Annotated in this window: 20 protein-coding genes and 1 riboswitch; of the genes, 5 read left to right on the top strand and 15 right to left on the bottom strand. The window is 36.6% G+C overall.

The annotated features are described in order from the left end of the window. Nucleotides 1-41 precede the first annotated feature (41 nt). Together KBP46_RS16630 and KBP46_RS16625 are read right to left on the bottom strand one after the other, a co-directional pair. Complete coding sequence (locus KBP46_RS16630) at nt 42-719, bottom strand: LytTR family DNA-binding domain-containing protein (protein WP_062675994.1); 678 nt, start codon at nt 717-719, stop codon at nt 42-44. Further along, entirely contained in the window at nt 712-1,731 is a 1,020-nt protein-coding gene (locus tag KBP46_RS16625) for a sensor histidine kinase (protein ID WP_216443728.1), read from the bottom strand. The genes KBP46_RS16630 and KBP46_RS16625 overlap by 8 nt, the downstream gene beginning before the upstream one ends. 192 nt (nt 1,732-1,923) lie before the next feature. Between KBP46_RS16625 and KBP46_RS16620 the strand changes: the two genes are divergently transcribed. The 3 genes from KBP46_RS16620 (at nt 1,924) to KBP46_RS16610 (ending at nt 7,212) form a co-directional block, all read left to right on the top strand. Then, nucleotides 1,924-4,047 (top strand): outer membrane beta-barrel family protein, encoded by a 2,124-nt coding sequence (locus KBP46_RS16620; RefSeq protein WP_216443727.1) that lies wholly within the window; start codon nt 1,924-1,926, stop codon nt 4,045-4,047. A gap of 61 nt (nt 4,048-4,108) precedes the next feature. Next, the gene (locus KBP46_RS16615; protein WP_253297063.1) at nt 4,109-4,915 is read left to right on the top strand and encodes a DUF5694 domain-containing protein; all 807 of its coding nucleotides are present in this window, start codon (nt 4,109-4,111) and stop codon (nt 4,913-4,915) included. A gap of 68 nt (nt 4,916-4,983) precedes the next feature. After that, entirely contained in the window at nt 4,984-7,212 is a 2,229-nt protein-coding gene (locus KBP46_RS16610; RefSeq protein ID WP_216443726.1) for a TonB-dependent receptor, read from the top strand. A gap of 111 nt (nt 7,213-7,323) precedes the next feature. On the opposite strand, the gene KBP46_RS16605 is transcribed toward KBP46_RS16610, so the two are convergent. The 13 genes from KBP46_RS16605 to KBP46_RS16545 form a co-directional block, all read right to left on the bottom strand. Beyond that, the gene (locus KBP46_RS16605; protein ID WP_216443725.1) at nt 7,324-8,034 is read right to left on the bottom strand and encodes a HesA/MoeB/ThiF family protein; all 711 of its coding nucleotides are present in this window, start codon (nt 8,032-8,034) and stop codon (nt 7,324-7,326) included. A 141-nt stretch (nt 8,035-8,175) separates the two neighbouring features. After that, nucleotides 8,176-9,294 carry a 2-iminoacetate synthase ThiH gene (gene thiH / locus KBP46_RS16600; protein ID WP_216443724.1) on the bottom strand — a complete coding sequence of 373 codons (1,119 nt, stop codon included), beginning with the start codon at nt 9,292-9,294 and terminating at the stop codon, nt 8,176-8,178. Nucleotides 9,295-9,303: 9 nt separating this feature from the next. Continuing rightward, nucleotides 9,304-10,080 (bottom strand): thiazole synthase, encoded by a 777-nt coding sequence (locus tag KBP46_RS16595; RefSeq protein ID WP_120233241.1) that lies wholly within the window; start codon nt 10,078-10,080, stop codon nt 9,304-9,306. Nucleotides 10,081-10,084: 4 nt separating this feature from the next. Further along, nucleotides 10,085-10,690 (bottom strand): thiamine phosphate synthase, encoded by a 606-nt coding sequence (locus KBP46_RS16590; protein WP_216443723.1) that lies wholly within the window; start codon nt 10,688-10,690, stop codon nt 10,085-10,087. A 5-nt stretch (nt 10,691-10,695) separates the two neighbouring features. After that, nucleotides 10,696-11,433: a hydroxymethylpyrimidine/phosphomethylpyrimidine kinase gene (locus KBP46_RS16585; RefSeq protein ID WP_062676003.1), complete on the bottom strand. Its 738-nt coding sequence runs from the start codon at nt 11,431-11,433 to the stop codon at nt 10,696-10,698. After that, a complete protein-coding gene (locus KBP46_RS16580) occupies nt 11,409-11,996 on the bottom strand; it encodes a thiamine phosphate synthase (RefSeq protein WP_120233243.1) in 588 nt (195 codons plus the stop codon). The genes KBP46_RS16585 and KBP46_RS16580 overlap by 25 nt, the downstream gene beginning before the upstream one ends. Then, nucleotides 11,993-13,804, bottom strand: coding sequence for a phosphomethylpyrimidine synthase ThiC (gene thiC, locus KBP46_RS16575; RefSeq protein WP_216443722.1), 1,812 nt, complete (start codon nt 13,802-13,804; stop codon nt 11,993-11,995). The genes KBP46_RS16580 and thiC overlap by 4 nt, the downstream gene beginning before the upstream one ends. A gap of 24 nt (nt 13,805-13,828) precedes the next feature. Continuing rightward, nucleotides 13,829-14,035, bottom strand: a complete 207-nt coding sequence (gene thiS, locus KBP46_RS16570) for a sulfur carrier protein ThiS (protein ID WP_216443721.1) — start codon at nt 14,033-14,035, stop codon at nt 13,829-13,831. Nucleotides 14,036-14,092: 57 nt separating this feature from the next. Further along, nucleotides 14,093-14,189: riboswitch (TPP riboswitch) on the bottom strand. Nucleotides 14,190-14,297: 108 nt separating this feature from the next. Beyond that, complete coding sequence (locus KBP46_RS16565) at nt 14,298-15,119, bottom strand: hypothetical protein (protein ID WP_216443720.1); 822 nt, start codon at nt 15,117-15,119, stop codon at nt 14,298-14,300. A gap of 18 nt (nt 15,120-15,137) precedes the next feature. Further along, nucleotides 15,138-15,815, bottom strand: a complete 678-nt coding sequence (locus KBP46_RS16560; RefSeq protein WP_114821650.1) for an RluA family pseudouridine synthase — start codon at nt 15,813-15,815, stop codon at nt 15,138-15,140. Between the two features lie 11 nt (nt 15,816-15,826). Further along, complete coding sequence (locus KBP46_RS16555; RefSeq protein WP_047377337.1) at nt 15,827-16,141, bottom strand: hypothetical protein; 315 nt, start codon at nt 16,139-16,141, stop codon at nt 15,827-15,829. Between the two features lie 3 nt (nt 16,142-16,144). Continuing rightward, complete coding sequence (gene panB / locus KBP46_RS16550; RefSeq protein ID WP_062676007.1) at nt 16,145-16,960, bottom strand: 3-methyl-2-oxobutanoate hydroxymethyltransferase; 816 nt, start codon at nt 16,958-16,960, stop codon at nt 16,145-16,147. Between the two features lie 60 nt (nt 16,961-17,020). Then, nucleotides 17,021-17,734 carry a Crp/Fnr family transcriptional regulator gene (locus KBP46_RS16545; protein ID WP_034692595.1) on the bottom strand — a complete coding sequence of 238 codons (714 nt, stop codon included), beginning with the start codon at nt 17,732-17,734 and terminating at the stop codon, nt 17,021-17,023. An 88-nt stretch (nt 17,735-17,822) separates the two neighbouring features. On the opposite strand from KBP46_RS16545, the gene KBP46_RS16540 reads away from it, so the two are divergent. Beyond that, nucleotides 17,823-20,201 carry a heavy metal translocating P-type ATPase metal-binding domain-containing protein gene (locus KBP46_RS16540; RefSeq protein WP_216443719.1) on the top strand — a complete coding sequence of 793 codons (2,379 nt, stop codon included), beginning with the start codon at nt 17,823-17,825 and terminating at the stop codon, nt 20,199-20,201. A 109-nt stretch (nt 20,202-20,310) separates the two neighbouring features. Beyond that, on the top strand, nt 20,311-20,523 hold the full coding sequence (gene ccoS, locus KBP46_RS16535; RefSeq protein WP_062676009.1) for a cbb3-type cytochrome oxidase assembly protein CcoS: 213 nt from the start codon (nt 20,311-20,313) through the stop codon (nt 20,521-20,523). Nucleotides 20,524-20,531: the final 8 nt, after the last annotated feature.

Here is a 20,531-nt window from a genome sequence, read left to right as displayed (position 1 = left end):
GGTTTTAGAAACCTGTCTCAAATGAATATCCCGATATTTTATCACTTTAATCTATCCAAAAGACCTGCCCTATAACTTTCTCCAATAGGAATCTCGTATTCAGGAAGAATCACTTTTTTCGCTCCAATACTTTTGACTTTATCCAGGTTGACGATGAAAGATTTATGAATCCGAACAAATGTTGCAGGAAGCTGGTTTTCCATTGATTTAAGAGTATCCAGAACGATAAACTCATCATTTTCAGTCCGGATATTGACATAGTCTTTTATACTTTCAATATAAAGAATCGTCTGAAAGCCGATACGATGCCTCTGCCCGGAAGATTTTACAAAGAAATGGGTATTTTCTTCCTGTGGAAAAGAAAATCGCTCCTGAGCCTTTAATACACTCTTTTGAAATCTTTCAAATGAAATAGGCTTCAGCAGGTAATCCACTACATTATGCTCATATCCTTCCAAGGCATACTCTGAATAAGCCGTTGTCAGAATATACTTTTGATCAGGTCCTACAATCTTCATAAAATTGATTCCTGTAAGCTCAGGCATCTGAATATCAAGAAAGATGAGGTCGGAATCATTTTTTTGCAGATACTCCAAGGCCAGAATAGGATTCTCTGTTGAAAATACCAATTCAAGAAAGGGAATCTTCTCTACATAATGTTCCAGAAGAGAGATGGCCAGTGGCTCATCATCCACAATGATGCATTTTATCTTATTCATCCCTTAAATCAATTTTTAAGTCTACAATAAATTCCGTCTCCGAATCTTTGATCTCAAGCTGGTGTTTAGGATACAATATTTCCAGTCTTTTTTTCACATTCTGAATTCCTATTCCAGAAACGGTGTCTTTCATTTTCTGTGTTTTAAAATTTAAAAGATAAAAATGCAGCACCTTATCATGATCTGAAATTTTCATATCAACACCTTTATCACGAAAATCACCATGTTTAAAGGCATTCTCAACAAAAGGAACCAACAGCATGGGTGAGATCTTCAGATGAGGGTGTTGAATATCCTTTTGTATACTCAACAGTTCAGGATTTCTGATTCTAAGCTTCTCCAGCGCAATCAGACTGTCTATATATCCAATTTCCTTATCCAAAGAAATTGAGTCTTTTTCAAGATCTTTGGTACTGTATCTCAGCAATTGCCCAAGTTCTTCAATGGCCGGAAGTGCTTTATCTGACTTTTGATACACCAAAGAGTAAATATTATTTAATGAATTAAAAATAAAATGAGGATTGATCTGAGTCTTCAGTGCCTGTAACTCTGCCTGTTTTTTTTCAATCAGAAGTTGTCTTTTATCATTTTCAGCAACTCCGTATTTCTCCACGATCCACAAAATTCCGGCAATGAAAACCGTCAGTGAAGCATTGTAAATATTATCTGTCAAATAATATAAAAGTCCGGTATCTTTATTATAATTTCTGAATCCAAGAGTAATTGGAAGCAGTACTTCTTCTATTCCATACCGAATGACACCAAAGCTTAATATAGAGATTAAAAAAACTAAAACTGCAGAATAAAGTTTCTCAAGATTTAATACTTTCGGAATAATAACAAGATACAAAAGATAAAAAGTAGAGATTTCAGTAATAAAATAGGTAAAGTTCAGCACATACGTTTCAAATCCCCTTCGCTCAGGGAAAAAGAAATAAGGCGTAATGTTGTTCCCTATAAAATTGAAACACCAATAAAAAATCTGAAGCCAGATAATTTGCTTTTTATTCATATTCAAATATAAATCACTGTAGCGATACTCCATCTACTCTTTTCGATAAAAACCTGTTTTTTTCCGATGAAACTTTTTTGACACGCATAATGTTGCCCTTCATCTAAATGCTCTTTCCATTCAGAAGCCCTTCCAATACTTTTGTGAGAGAAATTTAACACAACCATTATTTTAATCTGTCATTAATATTCCATGAAAAAAGATTTTTTATTTATAGCTACCTTGATTTGTTCTTTAACAGCAGCACAAACAAAAGACACTATTAACGTCAACAAAATTGAAGCAGTGACGGTGAATGGTAAAAAAGTTCTGGTAGAACGTAAAGTGGATCGTCTTGTTTACAACGTTCAGAACTCGATGCTTTCACAGGGAAGCTCAGGGACTGAGGTTCTGGCGGGAACTCCTTTATTGCAGGTGGATGAAAACAAAGGACTTCTTTCTATTGCCGGAAAGAATGGGGTTTCTGTAATGGTGAATGACCGGATGCTGAATCTTTCCGGATCAGAACTCATCAATTATCTGAGAAATATTCGTTCTGAAAATATTTTGAAAATAGAAGTGATTACGACTCCACCTGCTAAATATGAAGCTCAGGGAAACAGCGGAATTATTAATATCATCCTCAAAAAGAATCAGAATCTTGGATGGAGCGGCTATCTGAATTCCAATTATACTCAAAAAACATATGCCGGTTTCAGCAGTGTGGCAGGAGTAAATTATCAAAACGAGAAGATAAAAGCTTCTGTAAAGGTGACGGGCTATGACGGAGATAAAAGATCGGTAGAAAAATATAATATTATCGGCCAAAATTCTTCTGTCAGCAAGGATGACAGAAGAGATATGAATGACGGACTTGGGCTGAATGCCAATTTCGACTATTCTCTTTCTAAAAGTTCCAATATAGGATTGGTATACGACATTACAAAAGGACATACCAATATGGATATCAATTCGACACAAAGTTACTTTACAGATGGTACGTCTACTTTGCAAACAGAGACAGATTCAAAGCATCGGTCTCCTTTTACTACCCAAATGCTTAATCTCTATTTTGATCAAAAACTGGGTGAACATAAACTTAGTTTCGGATCTAATTATTATGGAAATTTGCCCGATACTGAAGTTAATTTTACAACAAAAAATCTTGCCACTAATGCCACTCAGATCGTTAGAAATCGCTCTACGGTAGATTATAAAATATACTCCGGACAAGCAGACTTGACTTTAAATTTCAAAAAAATTCAATTGGAAACAGGTACGAAATACAGCCAGTTTTCTAATAATTCAGATATAGAATATTTTAATTTCACCAATGGGAATTATATCATAGATCCGGCAAAGAGTAATCTTTTTGATTATGATGAAAAGAATTATGCAGCTTATATCAGTGCCAGTAAGGACCTTGGTGAAAAATGGTCTGTAAAGGCCGGACTTCGTTATGAATATTCACAAACCAGCGGCTTCTCTCCTACTACGCAATCAAAATCGGAGAATAATTACGGAAAGTTTTTCCCAACAACTTATGTTTCTTATAAAGCCAATGAAAACAATCAGTTCAGTATTAATTATTCACGAAGAATCAACCGGCCTTACTTCCGAGCTTTAGATCCGTTCCGATGGTATTCTAATCCCAATACGTATTATACAGGAAATCCAAGTCTGCAGCCATCTTTCAATCATAACATCGAATTCAATTATATTTTTAAAAGTAAATTTTCTACCAATCTTTATTATCAGAGAACAACGAATAATTTTGACCAGATTTCCTTTCTGAATGGGATTAACCTTGTCAGTACCTACGAAAACTATTATAGTCAGAATGTTTACGGAATCAATCTCAATTATACGAACACCTATTTCAAAATCTGGGAAAGTAATATCTCTACTTCCTTCAGCTATAATGAAACTCAGATTACAAGATTCAATCTGGTTGCTAAAAATGGACAGTCATTTTATTTTTCTTTGAACAATACCTTCCAGCTGAATAAGGCAAAAACATTTATGCTATTTGTCAACTACTGGAACAATCTTCCTTCCAGAGACGGATATTTTTCTGCGAAAAACAGTGCAAGCCTGGATGCAGGATTAAAGATGAGCTTTGCAGAAAAGGCACTTCAGGTCAATCTTTCAGTGAGTGATATTTTCAGACAATCCGGATTAAGGGCTGATATGTACTTTACCGATAACACACAGTCCTTCAACAACTATTGGGATGCCAGAAGAATGACACTCAGCATCACTTATAATTTTGGAAATCAGAAAGTAAAATCAAATAACAGAACGGTGAATTTCGAAGAGAAAAACCGTGCACAATAATAATGTAATAGTAATTAAAAAATAAAATCATGAAAACTTTTATTTATATTTTCTTGTATTCATGTCTACATCAGTGTTTGCTCAAAAAAAACCTTCCGATTATTTTAAAAATCCAAAGACAAAAGTTTTGGTTGTCGGATCATTTCATTTTGATTACCCAAATCTTGATGCCAATAAAATCAATACAGAAGATCAGATAGATGTACTTTCTCCTAAAACTTCAAATGAAGTCACCGAGCTTGTAGAATATATCAAAAGATTTAAGCCAACAAAAATTGCAATTGAGGCCTGGCCAAGCTGGAATGCTAATCAAAAGCTTAAGGAATACAATGACGGCAAACACCGGGACAAAAGAGACGAACGTTATCAGCTTGCTATGAGAATCGCCAGGGACCTTAAAATAAAAGAACTGTTCAGCATTGATGCGGAATCTATTTGGGATGATCTTCAGAAGAAGTTTGGAAAAAGCGATTCTACATTTTTTAATACCCTCAGCAAAGAGTATGATTTTAGAAGTAATGATGCAATTTCTCAACAATTTAACAGGTTTTTCAAGAGTTCTGAACCTAAAAATTTCAAATCGCTCTTAGACACTTTTATTTATATGAATTCCAAAGAAAGCCATCAATATGGATATGGGGCTTATCTGAGCGGAGATTTTAAACTGAGAGAATATGATGGTGCAGATATGCTTGCTCTCTATTGGTACAGCAGGAACCTGAGAATGTTCCGCAATATTCAAAACATTCCTCATAATAATGAAGACAGAATTCTTGTTATTGCAGGAAATGGCCATGCGGCTGTATTAAGACAACTTTTTACTTCTTCTGCAGAATATGATTTTATTGAATTTTCTTCATTAAAATAAATAAATTACTGTGCTGACTGTAACAAAATTTATTTTTCATCGTCTAACCGAATAGTAGTAAAAACATTATGAAAAAAACTATATTCGCTTTATCTCTGGTAAGTTCTATGCTGGTTTTCTCTCAGGAAAAGACCAATAGCACTCCTAAAGAGAAACAAATTGAAGGTGTAGTGATCACCAAAACTAAAAAAGCCGTTGAACAAAAGGCGGACCGTACTATTTTTGATTTTTCTGAACAACCTCAGCTCAATAACGGAAACGTTCTGGAAGGAATTAAAAAACTTCCCGGGCTTGTATCTACCGACATCGCAGGGATGATGTATCAGGGAAAAATGCTGGAAGTATATCTTAACGGAAGACCTTTGAACATTACGTCCAATGAACTGAACTCCTTCCTGGAAGGAATGCCTGCCAATTCTGTAGAAAGGATTGAAGTGATCACTCAGCCTGGTGCTGAGTTTCCGGCCACTTCCGGAGGTGCAATTATGAATATCATCACCAACAAAAACGCTAATAAATATTTAACTGCTACCTATTCTGGAAATTATTCTTTCACGAATTATGATAAATTCAGAAGCAGAACCACAAACTCTGTTAACTTAAACGCCAGAAATAAATATTTCGGGTGGCAGCTGAATGTGGGGCAAAATTACCGTGAAAGTATGCTGAATGGTAAGCAGGATGAACTTTTGAACAGCCATACCGATCGATATGCACGCGGATATTTTGCAAAATCCGGATTGACTTTTGATTTAGGACAGGACAGATTATTATTGAACTACGATATTTATCACAACAATAATGATAACTATACTTTAAGTGACGGACATGGAGATCTACCGTTCAAGAGAAACCCGAAGGATTTAAGAGAAGCTTTTTACACTTCTTCGGATGTTGCCCATACCAATACCTTGAGACAGGAAGCCGTGGTAACGTATCAGAAACGTTTTGCTGACAAATCTCAAAAACTTGATTTCCAGTTTGGGTATACAAAATCAGACAGCAAGTTTTCTCAGGATAATTATTTTCAGGATGGAACATTTGTAAACTATCCCAATGAACCTCTTGATAGCCCTACTAACGGATTAAAAGATATTCTGAACAATAAATCTGTGATGAATATCGCGAACCTGAAAGTAGATTATGCACAGCCAATCAAACTTCTTGATGGCGGAAAGGTAAGTTTTGGTGGGTTATATGAAAGACAGGATTATGATACGAAAAGTTTTGGTCTGACCAATCTGGAATATCAAAGACAGACAGCTTCTACCTACTTAGAGTTTCAGGCTAAATTGAAAAAATTTGATTTCACATTAGGTTCCCGTGCTGAGAACTATGATATTTCCGGAGTAACAAGATATTTTGATAAAGATGCAAAACTGGTAGAGGCTAATTTAATTCCTTTCAATAAGTTTAAATTTTTCCCTAATGCAAGCGTGCAGTATAACATGATGAATCAGGTTTATATTGCCGCGAATTACAACAGAAAAATCAGTCTGCCGAGTATTTCTGCCCTTAACCCGAACAACGTGACGTTCTCAGGACCCAGTACAGAAGTAAACGGTAACCCGAATCTACAACCTACTATTTTTGATAATTATGAATTGAAAATTTCAGCTTTTGATTATGCATTTATCGGATATAGTGTAAGTTCGGCAAGCAATCAGGTGGCACAGATCATCCGAAAAGACGGAAGAAAACTCTACAACGAGCAGGTGAATATTTCAAATATGAAAATTCACAACTTCAACGTGGGATTGCCGGTTCCTTTCATGATTTTCAGTAAGCCTATGAGTGAGATTATGAAGTTTGATTTCAACCCTGATAAAATTAACTTCATGTACTTATATGCCGGTTATCAGAAACATGAAATTGACAATCTGAATAATAAAGGGTTCTGGATTTTCAATATCATGACGCAGATTCTTTTGCCTAAGGACATCAAAATGACAGCTAATTACAGCTATCTGACACCCAAAGCAGGATATTTCTACTTTACGGCAGAAAAACCGTTCAACAACTCGCTTGATATTACGCTGACGAAAAAGTTTATGAACAACCGTCTGACACTTTCTGTTTTTGCGAATGATATTTTCAACGGACAGATGATGCAGGTACGTTCTAATCCTCCATCAGGAACTCCTGTAATGATCAGCAGTAAATATGATACAAGAAATTTCGGATTTTCTATCAACTACAAAATTCCGACAAGAAATAAACTGGCAAAAGAGGATCCGAATATCCTTAACCAGACTAAAAAAGAGGATAACGGTGGCGTAATGCAGCAGGCACAATAATCCTTTCTAAGATAAATAAAAGAGGCAGTAATCATTTTACTGCCTCTTTCTATTGATATTAAAATGGTGTTATTTGGTAAAATATCAGTGATATTAGTGTTTACATTTACTTCAGAAATCTATCGTCTGAAATCTCCACTTCATCGTATCTACCAATGTCATTTGATTCACACCCACCGGAAGATCTATGATAATTTTTAATGCCTGAAGAGCCATCATGCTGCCTATCATTCCGGGAAGAGCTCCTAATACACCAAGACTGTCACAATCGGGCACATCCTCATCGAAAGGCGGTTCAGGGAAAATATCCCGTAAATTTTTACTTCCATTATGATTAAATACAGCAACCTGCCCTGAAAACCCTAAAATACTTCCATAAACCAAAACCTTTTTCAGTTTCACGCAGGTATCATTTACCAGATATCTTGTTGAAAAGTTATCTGAGCCGTCAACAATAACATCATATTGAGACAGAATTACCTCTGCATTATTTTCATTGATTTTTTCTTCAATACCGATGAATGTAATCTGGTGATTGAGTTCTCCTACAAAGGTTTCAGCACTTTTCACTTTGGATAATCCTACTCTGTTTTCGGTATGGATAATCTGCCGGTTCAGATTATGAAGTTCAACCTCATCAAAATCTGCAACACCTAAAGTTCCTACTCCTGCAGCAGCCAGATATTGAATAACAGGACTTCCCAAACCTCCTGCCCCAATGACAAGAACTTTGGATGAACTTATTTTCTTTTGTCCTTCCAATCCTATTTCTTCAATAAATATCTGCCGGCTGTACCGTGAAAAATGATCTTCTTTTTTCATACTTTATGATAATTGAGCCATTAAGTTTCTTTAGCTTTTTTAGGAAAGTTAAGCTTCGCTTTAAAAAGATACTATCTAAAAAATCTCCGATTTTTATTAATTCAACTTCACTCCTTCAAAATCCTTAATGGCTTTAAAATTTCAAAATCCATTATATACGGAATCCCAATCTTTCATCACAGGATCATAACCTGCTTTTTTAATCATGATTTTAATTTCATCCATACTTCGCTCGTCACTGGTTTCAAACTGTTCCAGAGATTCTTTATCCACCGCATATCCTCCGGGATTTGTTTTTGAACCTGCACTCATAGCGGTTGCTCCCAGAGAAACAATATTATTCCTAAACACTTCACTTTCCCTGGTAGAAATGGAGATTTCAAGGTCTTCATTCCAGATTCTATACGCACAGATCAATTGAAGAAGATCTTTGTCCTCCATTATGAAATTAGGTTCAATAATCCCTTCTGCCGGTCTGAGTCTTGGAAAGGAAACAGAAAATTTACTTTTCCAGTATTGTTTCTGAAGATAATCAATGTGTAATGCGTTAAAAAAACTGTCAACTCTCCAATCTTCAAGTCCAAGAAGAACTCCTAGTCCAATTTTATGAATTCCTGCTCTTCCTACCCTGTCGGGAGTTTCCAGACGGAAATGGAAGTTAGATTTTTTACCCTTTGGGTGATATTCTCTGTAAACATCCTGATGATAGGTTTCCTGATACACTAAAACGGAATGTACTCCTTCCTCATGAAGCAACTTATATTCTTCTTCCAATAAGGGCTGAACTTCAATGGAAATGTTGGAAAAATGAGGCTTTAACTTACGGACAGCATTCTGAAAGTAAGGAACTCCTACTATTTTATTGGCTTCACCACTTACCAGCAGCACATGATTCACTCCCATTGATTTCAGAACAGATGCTTCAATCATCAGTTCCGTATCGGAGAGGGTTTTTCTTTTCAGATGATTATCAAGACTGAATCCGCAATAGGTGCAGATATTCTGACATTCATTACTGAGATACAGCGGTGCATACAGCTGAATGGTTTTTCCAAATCGTTTTTGGGTAAGCATCTGCGTCATTCCTGCCATAAGTTCCAGTTCCTGAGAGGCAGCTGGTGAAAGGAGATTCAGGAAATCGTCCAGAGTTTTATTTTTTTTCTGAAGACTGTATCTTACATCTGCCAGACTTACTTTTCCAAGCTTATTCTTCACCTCATCCCACTGATAGTTTTCAAAAACATCTTTAAAGCTTTTCATAAGTTTGATTTATTCAAATAAAAATGAAGTAAGCGGACTTGAAGCTTCGGCATGGTTGGCAATAGCTCCCAATCCAGATTCAAAGGCTCTTCTTCCTGCAATCACACCTTCTTTAAAAGCAACAGCCATATTCAACGGATTTCTGGCTACAGCAATGGCAGTATTCACCAAAACAGCATCTGCTCCCATTTCCATTGCTTTTGCAGCATCTGATGGTGCCCCGATTCCGGCATCTACCACTACAGGAACATTACTCTGACTGATGATTATTTCCAGAAAGTCCTGAGTTCTCAATCCTTTATTGGTTCCAATGGGTGCCCCCAACGGCATTACTACAGCTGTTCCGGCATCTTCAAGACGTTTGCATAAAACAGGATCGGCATGGATATAAGGCATGACAATAAATCCTAATTTAGCCAATTCTTCCGTGGCATATAGAGTTTCAATTGGATCGGGAAGTAAATATTTTGGGTCCGGATGAATTTCCAGTTTTACCCAGTTTGTTTCCAGTGCTTCTCTGGCTAATTGAGCTGCCAATACAGCTTCTTTGGCGGTTCTTGCTCCGGAAGTATTAGGCAGAAGGTGAACGTTGGTTTCTTTTAATGAATCAAGCAGATCATCCTCACTGGATTGGGCATCAATTCTTTTAAGCGCCATTGTCACCATATTGGTTTCTGATGCGATAACAGACTGCACCATATCTCTCATACTTCCGAATTTTCCTGTTCCTAAAAACAGTCTTGATTCAAAAGTTCTTCCTGCTATTTCTAATTTCTGATTGTTCATATCATTACTTTTTTAGTTCGTTAATAATAGTCGGCTGCCTGGTAATAAGTCCGGATACAGCAACACCATAAATCCCGATTTCCTGTAACGGTAAAATATCTTCGAGAGTAACACTTCCGATGGCAAATATTTGGGGAACGTCTATTGATTTTTCTCTTAATCCATCAATGATAGCCTGGTAGCCTTCAAACCCCAGAACAGGGCTTAGTTTTTCTTTGGTTGTAGTAAATCTCAATGGTCCTAAACCTATATAATCACAAGATTCTTTGATTCTCTGAATGACATCTGAAAGGGTATTAGCCGTTCCTCCAATTATTTTATTTTCGTCTAAGATCAGTCTTGCTTCTTCAATGGCACTGTCGTTCAATCCTAAATGAACACCATCTGCATCTATTTCTTTGGCTATTTGTACATGGTCATTGATAATACAAACCGCCTGATATTCTGAACAAAGTTGTTTTGAAATTTCACAAAGATTGATTAATTCGTTTTCAGGAGCATTTTTCCATCGAACCTGTACCCATTTGATCCCGTTGTCTAAGGCTTTCCGAATACAAAGTTCCTGTTCCTGCAGGGTATTTCCTTGTGATATGTATTGTAATTTTTCCATGTTTTCTATGAATGCGCTCCCAATAAAGAGGGATTGCTTTTTAAAAATTTTTCGATGTATCGTTTTCCGTTTCGGCATGCCTTCTCCATATTTTCGCCTTTCGCCAGTTCTGCTGTAATGGCTGAAGATAAAACACAGCCGGAACCATGTTTAGGAAAATAGATTGTATTGTCTTCGGACGGGAGTAAAAAAGTTTCTTTTTCGTTTTCAACTAAAATATCCGTTCCCAAATGATCTTTACGGTGTCCTCCTTTGATCAGTAATGAGCATTGATTTGTATCCGGCAAAAGATTATCTCCTCTTAAAATGTGGTATTCGTTATAATTAGGAGTTATTAAACTAAGTTTATTAACCGTACTTTTTAATTGAGGAAGTGTTTCAAGGTTAAAAAATGTAAATTCAGAAGTACTTTTCAGAACGGGATCCCAAACTATTTTCACTTCAGGATTTCCTTTTTGAACTGTTTTTACAATCTTACCCAGAAATTCGGCATCCTTCACAATTCCAATTTTCACGGCTGAAACGGAATAATTATCCATCAGTACCTGAATCGCTTCAGTTACTTCATGTATAGGCCGCCATTCTAAACTCAGGCATTTCGAAGCAGTTTGCAATGTTAATGCCGTACACACTCCAAGCCCCATCACCTTTGATTGCTCAAAAGTTTTGCTATCTGATAATAAGCCTGCTCCGCCACTGGGATCGAAGCCTGCAATACTTATGACATAAGGACGTTCCTGCATTTTTTGAATACTTTTAAGGGTTCTTCACTTTCCCAGATTGCACCTAATAAAGCTGCTCCATCAGCATCTGAATCGAAAACTTCATGAATATTATCCTGATGAATTCCTCCAAGAGCAATCAATTTTACATCCGGATTGTTCCGATGTTTTATTTCTTCTTTAATGGTAGAATTCAATCCATATCCTTTTTTGGAGATACTTGGAAAGAACGGGCTTATGAAAGCATATTCCCATTCTTTTTCCAAAGTATTGTAGGTTTTAATATCATGTACAGAAGTTGAAATGGTATTTTCTTTCGCAAAAGACTTATACATTTCTTCCTGTCGATCAATCTCTCTGAAATGAAACCTTGAAATAGTAAATTCTTTCCCAAGGTCATAATACGTATGCAAAACCAGCTGTGTATAAAAAGATTCATCAATCTGAGTGATAAATTCAATCATTTCATTCCGGCTGATCCATGGTTTACGAATGTGAAGCAGATCAAGACCTTCCTGAAACATCTGATTAATGAAATCTGTCTCGTTCGGGACAATCAATTCAGGAGTAATGACCAGGATCATATATAAATTTCTTTCCCTTTTTCGATGAACTCCTGTGATTTATCAAGCATTCCTTGTTCTGCTGATTCACGAATTTCCTGTGTAATTTTCATGGAACAGAATTTCGGTCCGCACATGGAACAGAAATGGGCAATTTTTGCTCCTTCTGCAGGCAGTGTTTCATCATGATAAGCTCTTGCTGTCTCTGGATCTAATGAAAGGTTAAATTGATCTTCCCATCTGAATTCAAATCTGGCTTTACTCAATGCATTGTCCCTGTACTGTGCTCCCGGATGACCTTTAGCCAAATCTGCAGCATGAGCCGCCAGCTTATAAGTTATTACTCCAACTTTTACATCGTCTTTATTCGGAAGCCCTAAATGTTCCTTCGGAGTTACATAGCAAAGCATTGCACATCCAAACCATCCGATCATGGCAGCCCCGATTCCTGAAGTAATATGATCATAGCCCGGTGCAATATCTGTAGTCAAAGGGCCTAAGGTATAGAATGGAGCTTCATGGCATTCTTCCAGCTGCTTTTCCATATTTTCTTTGATCATGTGCATCGGAACGTGCCCAGGGCCTTCAATCATTACCTGTACATTGTGCTTCCATGCAATTTTTGTTAGTTCACCTAAAGTTTCCAGTTCTGCAAACTGAGCGGCATCATTAGCATCTGCAATAGATCCCGGACGAAGACCGTCTCCCAGAGAGAAAGCTACGTCGTATTTCTTCATGATTTCACAAATCTCCTCAAAATGGGTATACAGGAAACTTTCTTTATGATGAAATAAGCACCATTTTGCCATAATCGATCCTCCTCTGGATACAATTCCGGTTACTCTGTTGGCTGTCAGATGAATATATCTTAGTAAAACTCCTGCGTGGATGGTAAAATAAGAAACTCCCTGTTCAGCCTGTTCAATCAAAGTATCTCTGAAGATTTCCCATGTAAGATCTTCAGGAACACCTTTTACTTTTTCCAATGCTTGATAGATCGGAACAGTACCAATAGGAACCGGACTATTTCTGATGATCCATTCTCTTGTTTCGTGAATATTTTTACCGGTTGAAAGGTCCATAATGGTATCTGCTCCCCATCGGCAGGCCCATACTGCTTTTTCCACTTCTTCTTCAATACTGGATGAAACGGCACTGTTTCCGATATTCGCATTGATCTTTACCAGGAAATTTCTCCCGATAATCATCGGCTCGCTTTCCGGATGGTTGATGTTATTGGGAATAATAGCTCTTCCGGCAGCAATTTCGTCTCTTACAAATTCCGGGGTGATTTTACTTTTGGGAGTATTCGCCCCAAAGCTTTGTCCGGCATGCTGAAAAGCCATTTCTTTTGATACGGATTCAAGCTGCTCTATTCTTTGATTTTCTCTGATGGCAACATACTCCATTTCCGGAGTAATGATTCCCTGTTTGGCATAGTAAAGCTGGGTCAGTTCTTTGCCATCCTTTGCCACTTTAGGTTTATGATCATAGGAAAACCTCAATTCATCAAGACGAGGATCTGCCAAACGCGCTTTGCCGTATTCAGATGTAATTCCGTCTAAGATATTCACATCATTTCTATCCAGAATCCATTGTTCTCTGATTCTTGGAAGCCCTTTCTGAATGTCAATGACTGCATTTTCATCGGTATAAGGCCCCGAAGTGTCATAAATGGTTACCGGAGCATTATGTTCAAAGCCGCCATTGGTCAATTTCGTGGGGCTAAGCTGTATTTCACGCATGGCTACATTGATAGGATGTAATGTACCTTCAATATAGATTTTCTTTGAGTTCGGAAATGGCGAACATGTAATGGAGTGAGCCATAAGTATTGGTATTAAATATGAGAATTAACCGCCCTGAGTGGCAGTAATGATTAACACTGAATCGTTATTGTTTAGCATGGTTTCCGCCCAGACAGACAGGGGAATAATGCGATTGTTGACAGCTACAGCAATACCTTTCTTTTTTCCAGGCAGCTCAATAGCCAGTAATGCTTCCAGGTTGGCAGGAAGTACATCAAATGTTTTTCGGGTGTGGTTGATTATAAGTTCCATTCCTAATAAATTAAATATACTTTAGGAATGGCCATTATTGTACAATAGAATGTACAGCAAAAGTCATCTACTTTTCCCTACGCTGGTATGATCCAGATCAGGTTCAAAGGGTAAAGTCTCAGTCTGTTGGTAACAGACACCCCTAAAGTTTGGGACGAAGTTAGACATTTTTTTAGAATGGGCAAAATCTGAAATGATTTTAAATAAAAAGCCCGTCTCTGAAATTGAAACGGGCTTTATTGATATTTAAATCAAAAATATCTTATTCAAAAAGCTTCATACTCCAATCTGAATTATAATAACGCTTCCATAATGATGTGTAGCTATTTATATAATTTCCCAATTGATAATTCTTAGTTATCAGCATTCCAAAATTATTAGTGGATAGTGAATAATAAAAGTACTCGTCAAAAATACCTAGTTTCCGAAACGGATTTGGGACAAGATCAAAATCTTTAAATTCTACTTCTTTTATAATATAAACCTCTATATTATTATGCTTTTCTTTAGTCACTATCTTATCCATATTTCCCATATTATCATAAGTAAACGTGTCTACATAGGTTAAAATATAATCATTGGGATTGGCAGGATCGTAAACCGCATTAGGAAAAGAGGTCAAGGTTTCCGCAAGTTTTCCCGCAATATTATAACTATATGTAATATGTTTTTCCTTTGTTGCATCAGTAACGGAAGGAACGATTAGTTTAATCACTCTTCCTTGATTATCAAATTCAAGTTTTCTTTCATTGGGAGCACCAGCATTATAATTTTTCATAACAGCAGTATTACCTGTATAAGTTATACCAGTATATGAAGTATGTAAAAAATAATCCGGATACATTATATTACCCTTAAAAACAAATCCATTTCTTTTAGTTACTCTCCCCGCTGAATCATATTCAAATGTATAATTTACATCATTTCCAGAAATAATAAGTCCTGCATTCAAAAGGGGAAAAGCAGCAGAAATTTTAGCCGGTCTATCTGTTATAACCTCTGGAGGAGTCTCAATTTCATTATCTTTAGAGCAAGAGGTAATAACCAATAATAGGGTCATTACAAAAATTAATTTAAGTTTCATATTATTTAGTTTTTAGTTTTATTCTTCACAAGCCCTCCAGATCGCATCATTCTGCGGAACAGGAGCTATGATTTCAATATTTTCTTTGGTAACCGGATGAATAAATTCCAGTTTCCTTGCATGAAGATTGATTCCTCCATCAGGATTGGAACGTGGCGCTCCATATTTCAGATCTCCTTTAATGGGAACTCCCGTTTTAGATAGTTGTGCTCTGATCTGATGATGCCTTCCTGTTTCAAGATCAATCTCAAGAAGAAGATAATTATCCAGTGTTTTAATCACATGATAGGTAAGAATGGCTTCTTTTGCTCCTTCTGTAGCTTTTGGAAAAACAATGGCTTTATTATTTTTTTCATTTTTCTTTAAATAATGTACTAGCCTCTGACTTTGTGGGATCATTTCTTTCCCTACAACTGCCCAATATGTTTTTTTTACTTCACGGTTTTTCACCATTTGCGTCAAACGGGAAAGCGCTTTGGAAGTCTTTGCATAGATCACCAGCCCTGATGTAGGACGGTCTATACGATGAACCAAGCCGAGAAAAACATTTCCCGGCTTAGCATCTCTTATTTTTATAAAATTCTTGATGGATTCTAATAGTGATTCATCTCCGGTTTTGTCACCTTGTACAAGCTGACCCACCTTTTTATTAATCACCAGAAGATGGTTGTCTTCATATATAATCTGCTCCTTCATACTATTTCATTCTATCTTCTTCTATTGGATAAAGACAAGATAATTCCTGCCAGAAGGCCTACCGTTTTAACAGCTGAAAGTTTTGAGCCTTCCGGAATAAATGCTCCGAATACACAGATGGCAGCAGCAGCATACATAGCATACACAAAGTTTTTATTTGTAAGCAGCGGAGCCTGAATAAAGAAACTTGCTCCTATCAGCACATAAAATACTTTTCTAGAAAGTAAATGATTAATTTCCGGAGAAAACAGATTAAACCATCCCACAGCAAGACAAATCAATGCTGCGATAGATAATATTCCCTGGATAGATTGTTGGTTCTGCATAGATTAATAGCTTTCGTTTTCGTTTGGAAACTCTACACTTTTCACATCTTTTACATATTGAGAAACTGCTCCTGTAATTTCTGTGTAAAGGTCAAGGTATCTTCTCAGGAATTTCGGGCTGAAACCTTTGTTCATTCCTACCATATCATGATACACCAAAACCTGTCCGTCACAATCTGCACCAGCACCGATTCCGATGGTAGGAATAGAAATACTTTCTGTTACTTTCTTCGCTAAATCTGCAGGAATTTTTTCCAATACGATAGAGAAACATCCTAGTTCTTCCAAAAGCTGTGCATCAGCAATTAATTTTTCAGCTTCAGCTTCTTCCTTAGCTCTTACTTTATACGTTCCGAATTTATAGATAGACTGTGGTGTTAAACCCAAATGTCCCATTACCGGAATTCCGGCATTGATGATTTTTTTGATAGACTTGGAAATTTCTTTTCCACCTTCAATTTTTACAGCATGTGCCCCACCTTCCTTCATCATTCTTACCGCAGACTCCAGTGCTTTTTCAGGATTACTCTGATAAGTTCCAAAAGGTAAATCCGCTACCACCAAAGCTCTGTCGGTTCCTCTTACTACACTTTGAGCATGATAAATCATTTGATCCAGCGTAATGGGTAATGTAGTTTCGAAACCAGCCATTACATTCGCTGCAGAGTCTCCAATCAAAATAGCATCTACTCCACCTGCGTCTACCATCTTCGCCGTGGTAAAATCATAGGCTGTAAGCATTGTTATTTTCTCCTTGTCGAATTTCATTTTACGCAAGGTTTCAGTTGTAACTTTTTTAATTTCAGAGTGAACAGACATAATTTATCTATTTTTAAAAGTTAAAAAGTCGGCCTTGAGCCGACTTAAGTTTTTGTATGATTATAAAACTACGTGACCGAGTTTCATGAGTTTGTCGTGATTTAAGATCTTGATATTTCTTCCGTCCACTTCAATCAGGCTATCCTGTTTGAATTCCGAGATCAGGCGGATGGCACTTTCAGTAGCAGTACCGATGATATTAGCTATCTCTTCTCTCGTTAATGAGATCTTGATAAAGCCTTCAGGATCTACTCCCAGTTTCTGTTCCAGCAGCAAAAGAATTTCTGCCAGTCTTTCTCTTACCGTTTTTTGTGCAAGGAAAGTAATGGTATTGGAAGATTCTCCTAGTTCGTATGAGATTTTCTGAAGCATTACAAAAGACAATTGTGGGTCTACCTCCAAAAGATACATGAAAATATCTGCAGGCAAAAACACACATTCAATATCTGTCATTGCTTCTGCTTTGGCCTGGAAATTTTCCCCGCAAAGCAAAGAACGATAGCCGATGATATCTCCTTCTTTGATAAATCTTAAAATCTGATCTTTACCGAACGCTCCTGATTTCGAAAGTTTGGCAGCACCTTTTTCCAGGACAAACACTCCTTTTGGAGTTTCGCCATCCTCGAAAATAGTATCATGTTTCTGAAAACTAAGTTTCTTTTTGCCATTAATGTATTTTTCAAAATCTGCGCTAGAAAGTCTTTCTTTAAATGATTTATCATTAAAAACTCTGGCGAACCTCTCTTCAATTGCTATCTGTTGTTCCTGCGGCATTTTATATGATATTTATCACAAAAATAGAACTTTTTAACGCGATAAACAAAAAAATTTGTTATAATTTTGTAGTTCAATATTTTATGGGGTGAGCGAGAACTGTTTTCATTGTGGTCAAGGGATAGAAAAAGAGAGAATTTTATTTGACGAAAAGACTTTCTGTTGTAACGGATGTAAGTCTGTTTACGAGATTCTAAATTTAAATCATTTAGGCAATTTCTATGAGCTTAATAAAGGAGCAGGAATTCGTCCGAATGATGAAAATTCTTCTCAATTTGATTACTTAGACACACCGGAAATCTTTGAAAAGGTTACTGATTTCTCTGAAGGAAGCACCAGTCTTGTTACTTTCAAAATCCCCGTTATTCACTGTTCTTCCTGTATCTGGCTATTGGAAAGCCTTCATACATTAAATAAGCACATTAAATATTCCCAGGTAAACTTTACAAGGAAGACCTTACAGATCTCCTTCAACCATAACGATCTGAAATTAAGCGAACTCGCTAAATTCTTAACCAATCTAGGATACAAACCGGTAATCAGCCTTGAAACCGCTGATAAAAATGAAGATCATCTTGACAAATCTTTATTAGTAAAATTTGCCATTGCTGCCTTTGCTTTTGGTAACGGAATGTTCCTTGCCTTTCCGGAATATATTGGAGGGGAAGATTATTGGATGGAACATTACAGAGGTTTATTCAGAACTTTGATATTCCTGCTGGCAACGCCTGTTGTATTTTATTCAGCTTCAGACTATTATAAATCCGCATGGTACGGTTTAAAAAATAAGATTGTCAATATTGACGTTCCGATTGTCTTAGGAATTTTTGTTCTGTACGGAAGAAGTATCTATGAAGTGGTAACAGATTATGGTCCAGGATATTTTGACACTCTTTGTGGACTTTTATTCTTTATGCTTCTCGGGAAAATTTTCCAGAAAAGGACGTACAGTGCACTATCCTATGACAGAGATTACAAATCCTTCTACCCGATTGCTGTAACCAAGGTAGATTTCGAAGGTAAACAGGATAATATTTTACTATCTGAAATAAAAGTGGGTGATAGAATTCTGGTTAGGAATCAGGAAATCATTCCGGTAGATGCTATTCTGATCAACGGAGAAGGTAATATCGACAACAGTTTCATTACCGGAGAAAGTGAAAGTATCAGCAAACAGCCTGGAGATAAGATTTTTGCCGGAGGTAAGCAGATAGGATCATCTTTAGAGCTCGAAGTGATTAAAAACGTAGATCAAAGTTATTTAACTCAGCTTTGGAATAAAGAGGCATTTAAAAAACACGAAACAGGTCTCGATACTCTTACGAATAACGTCAGCAAATATTTCACATTCATTATTTTAGGTATCGCTTTAGTCGCAGGAACTTATTGGTATTTTATTGATTTAAAAATTATGTTTCAGGTTATTTCTGCGATTCTGATTATTGCATGTCCTTGTGCACTTGCCTTGTCTGCTCCGTTCACTTTCGGTCACATTATGAGAATTTTAGGCCGAAATAAGTTTTACGTAAAAGATACTTTAACGATTGAAAAAATCGCGAAACTTGATACGATTGTTTTTGACAAAACAGGAACCATTACACACAGAAAGAAATCAAACATCAAATACGAAGGATCTGAGATCAGCGAATTTGACTCTTTGAATATCAAAACTTTATTAAAAAATTCCAATCACCCGCTTTCAAAATCATTGTATGAGTTCTTTGAAGTCAATGATGATTATTTCCCGGTAGAAAATTTCGTTGAAATCTCCGGAAAAGGATACGAAGCAAGCGTAAGAGGAAGCCTATATAAAATTGGTTCAGCAAGGTATAACAACCAGGAGCCTAAAAACCTTGAAACGGCGGTTTACATCAGTAAAAACGGAGAATATTTAGGAAAATTCATCTTTAAAAATGAATACCGCCCGAAGCTGAAAGAACTTTTCACAAAACTTACCCACTACAAAATATTTATCCTGAGCGGAGACAATTCCTCAGAAGAAAATCAACTTAAAGAGCTTATTCCTAATTACAAAGGAATGGCCTTTAATCAAAGCCCGGAAGACAAGTTAAACTACATCAAATCCCTTCAGGATCAGCACTTAAAAGTCGCAATGCTAGGAGACGGACTTAATGATGCAGGAGCTTTAAAACAAAGTAATGTGGGAATTGCTATTGCTGACGACACGAATAGTTTTACCCCATCTTCCGATGTCATCATGAACGGAGATAAAGTAGTTACTCTGGACAATTACCTGAACGTTTGTAAGGGTTCCATCACGATTGTGAAAATGACATTTATAATCAGTTTTCTGTACAATATTGTTGGTTTAAGTTACGCTGTTACAGGGCATATGCATCCGCTTTTCGCTGCAATCATCATGCCAATCAGTTCGATTACAGTGGTTACCTTTACTACACTTTCAACCTGGATTTTAGGTCGCAAACATTTCAAAAAACAGGCGTAAAAGCCCTTATTTAGACTGATTTTAAATTAGCTGAAATCGGCATTTCGTGATGAATGTCATTATTTTTCACTAAATTTGAACCCCGAAAATAGGTTAATTTTGTTGTCCAATGGATATTCTATATTTAATGATCCTCTGCAGTGTTTCTTTGGCTGCGATTTTCTTGGTCGTATTTATAGTGTATGCCCGAAAAGGACAGTTTGAAGATGATGAATCTCCGGCTGTCAGAATCCTTTTTGATGACGAAAAAGTCGAAGAAAAAGATGAAACCGGCAACAAAAATAAAGACGATAAAGAAATAGGAGAAAATAATAAAAATTGAGAAAAATA

The organism is Chryseobacterium sp. PCH239, from assembly GCF_018924625.1.
Taxonomy (GTDB): Bacteria; Bacteroidota; Bacteroidia; order Flavobacteriales; family Weeksellaceae; genus Chryseobacterium; species Chryseobacterium cucumeris.
This window is presented reverse-complemented; position numbering and strand designations above follow the sequence as displayed.